Consider the following 10,291-nt stretch of genomic DNA (forward strand, 5'->3'; position numbering starts at 1 on the left):
GAGAGGTGATGGATATGTTGGAGGTCATTGCCCCTTTTATACCGGATATGTTCGTGTTTTTGCAGGCAGTCATTGTGTTTGTCGTACCCTATAGCATCGCGAAGTTCTACAGCTGGATGCATTCTTTAGAGAAAGAGTGAGGATGATGAGATGGAGAGGCAGGAAAAGTCCAAAGTCCGAGGCACAAAGTACGACGACACAACAACCGGAACGTGCTGAGACCGAAAACAACAAGCACATTTCTGGAAACATAGCGGCCGATCTAACCGCAGTCAAACAGCGGATCGGCCACAACTCGGACGTGCGCTTTCGAGAATATCGTTTTGGACCGGATCAGCTAAAAATTATCGTCATTTACGTGGAAGGCTTGTCTGATAAAGAGGTTATCAATCACTTTATCGTGAACGGACTGCTGATGGACAGCGAGAATCACAACACTAACAATGTAAAAGAGTATCTGTTTGAACGCGCATTGCCGATATGCGAGCTGAAAGAACAGAATTCGGTCAGCGCCCTCACATCATGTATCATGACAGGTTCGGTCGGATTGCTTGTCGAAGGGCTTGCGGATGGCTATACGTTCGGCGAATCGCCAATTCTGACGCGAAGCTTGGAGGAGCCGCCGTCAGAATCGATGGTTCGCGGTCCGCGTATCGGTTTTATTGAAAGTATCAGTCAAAACACCGCAATACTAAGGCGTATCGCCAAAACCGACAGCTTAGCCATTATCTCGTACGAAATCGGTGAACGGTCGAAAAAAGAGGTTGCGATCGCGTACATCAGTGACATCGTGGACCCGAGGCTGCTGGAGGAAGTAACAAAACGTGTCACGCGCATTAAAATCGATGCGCTGCAAGAGTCGGGGTATATCGAGCAGCTGATTGAGGACGATTTTCTCAGCCCATTTCCGCAAGTGCAAAACACCGAGCGGCCGGACCGTGTGCTAGCCGCTTTGCTTGAAGGGCGCGTCGCCATTTTCCTTGATGGCACGCCATTCGCGCTCATCGCACCGGTCACGTTTAACATGCTGCTGCAAACGCCTGAGGACTATTATGAAAGATGGCTGATCGGATCGCTTATCCGGATGCTGCGCTATTTAACCGCGTTTATCTCGCTGTTCACACCGGCCATTTACATTTCGTTCGTCTCGTTTCATCAAGGCTTGATTCCGACCAATCTTGTTTTTTCCATTGCCGCCAGCCGAGAGGGTGTTCCTTTTCCGCCGTTAATCGAGGTGCTGATTATGGAAATATCGCTCGAAATACTGCGCGAGGCGGGGCTTCGGCTTCCAAAGGCGATCGGTCAGTCGATTGGAATCGTGGGCGGTTTGATCATTGGCGAAGCGGCGGTTCAGGCAGGAATCGTGAGTCCAATCATGGTTATCGTGGTCGCTGTCACGGCGATCACATCGTTTTCTGTCCCGCAATATAATGCAGGCATCGCGCTTCGGATGCTGCGTTTTATCGCCATGTTTTTTGCGGCGATGCTTGGCTTGTACGGTGTGATCTTGTTCTTCCTTCTGCTCGGCGCTCATTTGGTGAAGCTGAAAAGTTTTGGTGTGCCCTATTTGAGCCCTGTATCGCCGTATCGCGTCAAAGACTGGCTCGATATGATGATTCGCGCGCCGCTTTTTATAATGAAAAAACGGCCTGATCAGCTGCAGACAAAGGATCAGACGAGAAAATAAGGAAAGGAGATGCAGAAAATGAACCAGACGCCGGTTGATAAAATCAGCTCTTCGCAAACCGCGATTATCTTAATCAACATGATGCTTGCCGCAGGTATCCTGACACTGCCCCGAGTAGCGACGGAAAAAATGATGACGCCGGACGCCTGGATAACGGTGATCATCGGCGGCCTCATCTCGATGGTGATCGCGCTCGTTATGGTTAAGCTGTGTGAGCGCTATCCGGATCAGACGTTTTATCAATACAACCAGGAAATTGTCGGTAAGACGATCGGATCACTTATCAACTTGGCGGTCGTCGTTTACTTTCTGCTGCTCGCTGCTCTTGAAATTCGTATCATGGTTGAAACGACCGGGCTGTTTTTGTTGCCCGGCACACCGACATGGGCGATGATTATGCCATTTATATGGATCGGTCTTTATTTAACGCTTGGCGGCATTAATGCCGTCGCGCGCCTTCTCGAAATCATCTTCCCCATCACGGTTCTTTTCTTCATATTGGTTGTTTTTCTCGGACTGAAGATTTTCGAACTTGATAACCTTCGCCCGGTGCTCGGCATGGGCGTGAAGCCAATTGTTGACGGTGTTCCGGCGACCGCGCTCTCGTACAGCGGTTATGAAATCATTTTAATTATTTATATGTTTATGAAAAATAAAGCAAAAGCGAAAAAGGTGGTCTTGATCGGCATTGGCGTTCCGCTCATTTTTTACGCCATCACGGTGGTGGTCATTATCGGCGCATTGTCGGTAGAGGGGGTGCTGAGCCAGACGTGGCCGGTGTTAACCTTTATAAGAGGCTACGAAATTAAAGGGTTATTCTTTGAACGGTTCGACTCTCTGCTGCTTGTAATTTGGATCATGGAGATTTTCTCCACATTTATCGTGTCGTACTTTGCTGTGGCAATGGGGCTTGCTGAAGTGTTCAAAAAAGATACGAAAACCTTTTATTGGGCTATCCTGCCGGTCGTCTATTTAATCGCGATGACACCAGAAAACATCAACTCTCTGTTCGCCTTAGGTGACTGGGTATCAAAATTTGGTCTTTTAATTTTCGCAACAATTCCGGGACTGCTCCTCTTAATATCGTTTGTGAGGAGGGAGCGGGCATGAAGCGGTGTTTGAGTGTGTTGCTGATTGTTCCGCTGCTGTCCGGATGCTGGAGCAGCAGGTCTATCGAGGAGCTCAATATTATTGTCGGATCAGCGATTGATAAGGCGGAGAACGGGAAGTTTAGTTCAACGCTGCAATATGTTGTTCCAGGTGCGATTCAAACCAATAAAGGTGCCGGCGCAATGGGTACAAAGCCTTATTTGAACATTACGGAAAAAGGGGTATCGCTTGAGCCAATCGGATGGGAGACAACGCTGAAAAAGGAAGGATTTATTTTTGGCGCGCACCAAAAATCCATTGTAGTTGCAAGTGATGTAGCGAGAGAGCTGAATCTAGAAGAGCTCATGGATCTGCATTACCGCGATATGGATATTCGCGGCAGTGCGATTGTGTTCATTGCCAAGGATAAGGCAAAAGAAACGCTCGAGCTCTCAGACAGAGGCATTCCGGCGCTGCGTCTTCATGATATTGCGACCCAGCAGCTCACTACCCGACTGTTGAAGCCAGTTACGCTTACTGATACCTTCGCCAAACTCGCGAGCGGGACAAGCTTTCTTATGCAGCAAATTGTGAAGACGCCAAAGGGCCACATCAAGTTCGACAGTGCCGCCGTTATAAAAGGCAAATCAGGCAAAATGATCGGTACGTTTAGCAAAAAAGAAATTGAAGGCTATAACTGGCTTACTGGTGACAGCAGGGGCGGCGCTGTTAAAGCGTATCAATCTGAGAATGAGCATCCAATCTTTTATGAAATCAAGTCGTTGAAAAGCAAGATTACCCCTACCGTAATGGATGGACGAATTTCGTTTAATGTGCTCATCACATCAGACGGAAGAGTCGCCGAATACTGGAATCCGAACGAAAGGCCTGCATTTGAAAATAAAAACTTGAAACGCATTGAAAAAGCAGCAGAAAAAGAAGTCGAGCGGCTCGTTGGAAACGTCATTCAAAAAATGCAAAAAGAATATAAAGTGGACGTGGCCGGCTTCGGCAATCAGCTGCGCATTCATTATCCGCGGTTGTGGAATGAGGTGAAAGGAAACTGGGACAAAACGTTCAGTGAGGTTTCCATCACGTATCAGGCCGATCTGTCGATTAAGGATTACGGAATGATCGGGAAAAAGAATACGCGGAATTAGTCGTTATTGTCCGTTCACGGTATAATCACGGTAAAGTGACGACATAGACGATAAGGAGCACAACATAACATGAAGCAAAACAATCATACAGCAGGATGGAATCTGCAGAACAGCTATACCTCGTTGCCAGAAGCTTTTTTTACAAAAGTACGTCTCAATCCTGTCGCGGCACCAAAGACGATTGTGGTGAACGAGGCACTCTCAGAGGAACTTGGATTGAGTGTGAGTCATGAGGAGCTAACGGATGTTTTCGCAGGGAACGTGGCGCCTCCTGGCGGGGAGCCTTTATCGCAGGCTTATGCGGGACATCAGTTCGGTAACTTTACGATGCTCGGTGACGGCCGTGCGATTTTGCTTGGCGAACAAGTGACGCCGAGTGGAGAACGTTTTGATATTCAGCTGAAAGGTTCCGGGCGGACGCCGTATTCGCGCGGTGGTGACGGACGCGCGGCGGTCGGTCCGATGCTTCGGGAATTTATTATTAGCGAGGCGATGCACGGACTCGGCATCCCGACGACGCGCAGTCTCGCTGTCGCGGCGACGGGAGAGCCGGTGTACCGTGAAAGTGCGCTGCCTGGTGCTGTGTTAACACGCGTGGCGGCGACCCATCTGCGTGTTGGAACGTTCGAATATGCCTCGCATGTGAGAGGGAATTTGGACGAGCTCAAGGCGCTTGCGGATTATGCGATAGAGCGTCATTATCCGGACGTGGCGGGGGATTATGTTGGTTTTCTCTTGGAAGTGGTGAAACGCCAAGCGTCGCTCATCGCGAAATGGCAGCTTGCCGGCTTTATTCACGGCGTGATGAACACCGATAACATGACGATCAGCGGCGAGACGATTGATTACGGTCCGTGCGCGTTCATGGATTCGTATGACCCGGCGACGGTATTCAGTTCGATCGATGTGCAAGGGCGCTATGCGTATGCTAACCAGCCTCGTATTGGCGGCTGGAACCTGGCTCGGTTTGCCGAAGCACTGCTGCCGCTGTTTTCGGATGATCAAGAGGCAGGGGTGAAGATGGCGCAGGACGCGGTGTATCAGTTCAGCGATTTGTATGAAGCGGAGTGGCTTGCTGGTATGCGGGCGAAGCTAGGACTTTTTAATGAGGAAAAAGAAGATGCTGCGCTTGTTGCTGAGCTGCTGGAAGTGATGAAGAGTGAAAAAGCGGATTATACGAATACGTTTGTGGAGCTGACGTTTGGAAGAGTGAATTCTTGTTCCGAAGCGTTTGGGTTGTGGCAGGAGAAATGGGAAGCGAGGCGCGCGAGGCAGAATCAGTCCACTGAAGAGTGTGAGGCGTTGATGCGCCGCAGCAATCCTGCGGTCATTGCGCGCAACCACCGAGTGGAAGAGGCGCTTGCCGCAGGTGTGCGTGGCGATTACAGCGTGATGGAGCGGCTCGTTGCGGTGCTGCGCAATCCGTATGCGCACTCGGCTGAGCAAGCGGAGTATGCCTCGCCGGGTGATGCGCCTGGCGGCGAGCCTTATCGAACGTTTTGCGGGACGTAAATTAAAAAGTAATGTGAAGGCCTGTCGATTTCGGCGGGTCTTTTTGTGTCTCTTGAAAACTATATCAATATTAGTTCTATAGTCACTATTTTATTCAAGTGGTAAGTATTGCAGGTGTAAAGTTTGGTTTGTAACGTTGAGTAATTATACCTAAATAGTAATTGTCGAAAAATTCTATCCATTTAACTCCACTATTCGACATGGTTTTACTGGAATTAGTTTTAAAATAATAGTATACGTGTCGAACGTAAATGAATGGTAGGAGCGATGTTGATGAAAAAGCTAGGCGTTTTATCGGTTTGTACGGCATTATCCTTTTCTTTACTGGCTGGAGTTCAGCCTGAAAAAACAAGTGCTGCACCCGGATCGGATCAATATGTAATCGCCTATAAAGGAAATCTGCCTTCTAACTTTTCTAGTGCAATCGCCAAAGCAGGTGGAAAAGTTGAGAGAGTAATAGAAGAAGTAGGAATTGTAGAAGTTCAGTCACAAGACCCTGAATTTCTGACAAAGATTAAAAGTGACAGCAATATCGAGGCAGCTGACAGAGAGCTTGAGGCTTATTTGGAGATGCAGGATACAACTGCGTTCACTCCTGGTACGGCAGACGGAAACAAAGTAACACTTGATGCGGCAGCACCTAGCTATTGGGACAAGCAATGGGATATGCACCGCCTAACGAACAACGGTGAGTCTTACAAGATCAACGACGGAGATGAAAAAACGGTCGTTGCCGTAATCGATACCGGGATTGATTTCAGCCACCCGGATTTAGCGGCGAACGCAGACCTGGCTGGTTCTAAGACATTCGTTCCTGGAACAACAGATGCTTGGGATAAAAATGGACATGGTACGCATGTGGCGGGTTCTATTGCCGCAAACGGTAAGGTGAAAGGTGTCGGGCCTGACTTAACGGTTCGAGCGTATCGCGTTTTTGGAGCAACAGGCGGTGCTCAGCAATCGTGGATCACGGATGCGATAGTTGCTGCAGCGAACGATGGAGTAGAAGTCATCAACATGTCGATCGGCGGCTGGCGCTGGATGGCACAGAACCTAGATGAAAAAGGTCAGTCTGCCTCGATGGTCGCTTATCACCGCGCAGTTCAGTATGCAATTAAGAAGGGCGCTACGGTAGTCGTTTCTTCTGGTAATGACTCTATGGACCTTAACAATATTCACGATATGCAGGAATATTGGAAAACAAGATATGGTCTTGATATTAAAGGACCTTCTCGTGTGGTACCTGCACAGCTTCCAGGCGTTGTAACGGTTTCTTCTTCTAACCAGTGGTCAAAGGAAAACATTGCCTTCTACTCCAACTATGGAAGCGTTATTGATGTGGCAGGACCTGGTGGAGATAACGGTCCGTTGTACGATAGCCTTTTCCGCCAAGATCCAGCAGGGAACTATTTAAACAAACGCGACTTCACGTATCGCACGCTTTCCACATATCCTTCTTACCCTGTTGGTCCAAATGCAACAACTCAATTCTCTGACGGCAAGTGGCACGGCTATTCGTACTTGCACGGAACATCAATGGCCGCTCCTAAAGTGGCTGGTGTAGCAGGAGTGATCAAGTCTGTTCATCCAGAATACACACCAGCGCAAGTAGCCGCTGCTCTAAGACAAACGGCGCTTGATTTCGGAAAAGTTGGAGCGGATCCTCTTTACGGCGCAGGAGAAGCCAACATCTATAATTTCTTGAAAAATATTAAGTAAAAAGTAAGAAAGTGCATCCCTTTGTGGGTGCACTTTCTTTATGTGTAAAGGACCCCGACTACCAAGCTAGTAAATCCCATACCCCGGATACTTCACGACCGGCCATTTTTCCTTACGCAATGCGTTCATCAGCTCTGGCGTGGCGTTCAGATTTTGCTGGACGAGCTGTGGTGGAGTGAGCGCCATCCATTGGTTCAGCGATACATCTTCAAATCGGTCGCTTTTGAACATTTCCAGAAACCACAAGCTTTCTTTGCCGGTATTTTGGATGTAGTGGCCCGTCGCCTTCGGTACATAGCCAACATCGCCTGCCATGTAATCAAACGTCCGCGCCGTTCCGTCACCGGTAAACACGGTCATCCGCCCTTTTCCAGAGATATAATATTGCCATTCGTCGGCGTTCGGATGCCAGTGCATCTCTCTCATGCCGCCTGGCTTCACTTCTACAAAAGCGACCGCTATGCGCTCTGAAATCGGAAAGTTTCTAGAATCCGCAATACGCACGTTTCCGCCTGGAAACTCAAGCGGCTTTTGGGCGAGCAGCCGGTGAGACATGCTGAGCGGGACTGTCCCATAGGGGTCCGGTACTTGCTGTGTCTCAATCGGACCTGGCACCTGGCCTTGAAAAATGTACAGCTGTTCTTTCGGGATGTTATCAAAGGCACTTTCCGGCACACCGAAGTTCGCAGACAGCACTTCTTTTGGCGTGTGCGCGAACCAGTCGGAAATCGATAGCGTGTTTAAGTCTGAGAAGGTGCCATCATCAAAAACGAGCAAAAACTCACAGCCCTTATCAAGCCCTTGTATAGAGTGGGGAATGCCCGGCGGAAAATACCATAGGTCACCTACGCCAATATCCATCACAAAATTGCGTCCGTTCTGATCAACGACCGTAATGCGCGCACTTCCTACTAGCATAATTGCCCACTCGGCTTGCTGATGCCAGTGCAGTTCGCGTATGCCGCCTGGCGTCAGGGCCATGTTCACTCCTGCAAGTGTTGTAGCGATTGGAAGCTGACGGACCGTCACCTCCCTCGACCAGCCCCCATAGTTCAGCTGCATGTTCGCATCTGAAAAAGAAAACCGTAAGTTAGGCAATGTCCCAGCATCCGTCTTAGGGGGCACGAGCAAATCAGGATTCTGGATGTCGCGCATCACGTTACGCGGACCGTAATCCCACCAGCCCATCCCGTCACTTCGTATCGGCTGTGGAATGGATTCATGACCGTTTTGATTTCGAGGACGTTGATTATCCATAAAAAAGATCCTCCTTGTTTCCTAGGCAGTAGTCTATCGTATGCAGAAGATCCGGGGTCCGGTACCCATTTGCGAAATCGGCTGTAATCGCGGCCATTTATTTAATGCGTACCGGACCCCTTATTTTTATGGAGTGATTTCTTCATTGTTTTTATCCAACAGGTAAAGGTCAGCAAATGGCTTACTGCCTTTTCCGTCAGGAAGCTGATTTACGATAATGAAATAATCTTTCTCAGGAACTTGAACCGTGAATTTTAACGGGTCGTTTAGTACTTCCACTCGAATAGATTGAATTTGTTTGTTTGCTTTTCTCCCCGTTAAAATGCCATAATCCCCATGGTTCGTTTTCACTCCGTCGTATCTCACTGGTCCGCCGCCAGATTGACTGTTTAGTATATCTAGCTTTTGATTGGATCCTTCTTTTAGAATAGCTGTTCCTAACATGTCTGAATCCATTTCAAAAAAGGCGATATAAGTATTCGATGTTCCTAATTGGACTACTTCAATCAGTTTAATAAGATGTGTACGACCATTCCCGCGATTTTCCCAATAAGTCAAAACTCGCTGGATGTCCTTGTGATTGTTAAGTATAGAGTATTTTGCTTCAGCCTTTTCTGCCTTTATTGATTGAAGAATTAGCGAAATGCTGACTACAACCATCATGCCAACCATGAAAGTAATGAAAATCATTGTCCATTTAGGTGTTTGTATGATGACCACCCCCATTTAGCAGTTTATTACATAAGTGAACGAACCATACAATGTAAAAAAAGCCGTTCAGTTTGGAAATCCAAAAGAACGGCAAGAACTGAATCCTTATTTCTCTAGAAAAACCGATTTCTTCTCTTCCTTAGGAAACACCGTGTAAGAGAGGGAGATGATGGCGTCGACAAGGAGGATTATTCCCCAGATGCGGCTTAGATTATTAATCGCGGTGTTGTTAAACGGATAAAGTCCTTCTTTGCTGTTATAAATCTCCTGCAGTGACAGGTGCTCCGAAAGCTGGTCATGTAGTCCAAATAAGAAGAAGAAAGCAAGATGGGCGATACAAAAAATGGCCAGATGGATGGCGAAATGCTTTCGTTCTTGTTTAGCCAATTCACGTCCGTATAATTTAGGAGCTGTTTGAAACTCGGGAACTGGTTCTCCTTTTAATTGCGCTACTTTTACTTGTATGAAGCGATCCAGCTTTTTAAAATCGCTCTTGCCATATGTGAAGGCATAAAGGATGAAGATGATTATCACGAATTGATAAGCCGAGAATTGACCTGTTTTCTGGTAATCGAAAAAGGCCATCGTCGCAATCCATAAGTCGTTAACAATAAAAAGAATAAAGAAAAGCGCGCTTATTTTATGAAGCTTGAACCAATAACGCAGCACAAGAAAGGATACTAAGAACAGCCAGAATAGAATCTCTGCCGCAATTAAGAACTGCCATTTGTACGTCAAGATAAAATCCACGATAGTCCTCCTGAAAAAAACACATTTTCCTTTATTTTACACAACTGTTCTGCTGGATGTATATGGAACTATGGGACGGTTTTCGATTTTCAATGGTTTAATGTGTAATGGGGTCCGGTACTACTCGGCCAAAACGCTGGGTATTTCAGCGGAGAGTGTTGAGTAGTACCGGACCCCGAAAAACTGAACGCTTCAGAAGGGCTAAACGATCGAAGCAAAGGACAGCCCGACCAGGAAACCTCTGCTATTAGTGGCCAACAAAGTGAGCGGATATGTGGATGTTATTGAAATAAATTAATATATGAATCAATTTCATAATTGCTTTGTTTAAAAATGCCGAAAGAATCCTCACAAGGGAAATTTCGGCTTTTTTTAATTAGGCTGCTTGGTTTTGAAGGTTTTTTAA

General features: G+C 47.4%; 9 protein-coding genes. 6 read left to right on the plus strand and 3 right to left on the minus strand.

Annotation, left to right across the window (positions count from 1 at the left end; translation table 11 throughout):
* Window positions 1–8 precede the first annotated feature (8 nt).
* The 6 genes from ACFQPF_RS12405 to ACFQPF_RS12430 all read left to right on the plus strand — a co-directional run bounded on the left by ACFQPF_RS12405 (window position 9) and on the right by ACFQPF_RS12430 (window position 7,167).
* Window positions 9–140 (plus strand): hypothetical protein, encoded by a 132-nt coding sequence (locus ACFQPF_RS12405; RefSeq protein WP_379750052.1) that lies wholly within the window; start codon window positions 9–11, stop codon window positions 138–140.
* 2 nt (window positions 141–142) lie between these two features.
* A complete protein-coding gene (locus tag ACFQPF_RS12410; RefSeq protein ID WP_379750053.1) occupies window positions 143–1,687 on the plus strand; it encodes a spore germination protein in 1,545 nt (514 codons plus the stop codon).
* Window positions 1,688–1,705: 18 nt separating this feature from the next.
* Window positions 1,706–2,797, plus strand: a complete 1,092-nt coding sequence (locus tag ACFQPF_RS12415) for a GerAB/ArcD/ProY family transporter (protein WP_379750054.1) — start codon at window positions 1,706–1,708, stop codon at window positions 2,795–2,797.
* The gene (locus tag ACFQPF_RS12420; RefSeq protein WP_379750055.1) at window positions 2,794–3,936 is read left to right on the plus strand and encodes a Ger(x)C family spore germination protein; all 1,143 of its coding nucleotides are present in this window, start codon (window positions 2,794–2,796) and stop codon (window positions 3,934–3,936) included. Before ACFQPF_RS12415 ends, ACFQPF_RS12420 begins: the two co-directional genes overlap by 4 nt.
* Window positions 3,937–4,005: 69 nt before the next feature.
* Entirely contained in the window at window positions 4,006–5,448 is a 1,443-nt protein-coding gene (locus ACFQPF_RS12425) for a protein adenylyltransferase SelO (RefSeq protein ID WP_379750056.1), read from the plus strand.
* Window positions 5,449–5,721: 273 nt separating this feature from the next.
* Window positions 5,722–7,167, plus strand: a complete 1,446-nt coding sequence (locus tag ACFQPF_RS12430) for a S8 family serine peptidase (protein WP_379750057.1) — start codon at window positions 5,722–5,724, stop codon at window positions 7,165–7,167.
* 66 nt (window positions 7,168–7,233) lie between these two features.
* On the opposite strand, the gene ACFQPF_RS12435 is transcribed toward ACFQPF_RS12430, so the two are convergent.
* From ACFQPF_RS12435 to ACFQPF_RS12445, 3 genes are all read right to left on the minus strand, one after another.
* Window positions 7,234–8,424 carry an oxalate decarboxylase family bicupin gene (locus ACFQPF_RS12435; RefSeq protein WP_379750058.1) on the minus strand — a complete coding sequence of 397 codons (1,191 nt, stop codon included), beginning with the start codon at window positions 8,422–8,424 and terminating at the stop codon, window positions 7,234–7,236.
* A 126-nt stretch (window positions 8,425–8,550) separates the two neighbouring features.
* Window positions 8,551–8,868 carry a hypothetical protein gene (locus ACFQPF_RS12440; RefSeq protein ID WP_379750059.1) on the minus strand — a complete coding sequence of 106 codons (318 nt, stop codon included), beginning with the start codon at window positions 8,866–8,868 and terminating at the stop codon, window positions 8,551–8,553.
* A gap of 372 nt (window positions 8,869–9,240) precedes the next feature.
* Window positions 9,241–9,885, minus strand: coding sequence for a hypothetical protein (locus ACFQPF_RS12445; RefSeq protein ID WP_379750060.1), 645 nt, complete (start codon window positions 9,883–9,885; stop codon window positions 9,241–9,243).
* Between the last annotated feature and the right edge of the window lie 406 nt (window positions 9,886–10,291).

This window comes from Fictibacillus iocasae, from assembly GCF_042665465.1.
GTDB lineage: Bacteria > Bacillota > Bacilli > Bacillales > Fictibacillaceae > Fictibacillus > Fictibacillus iocasae.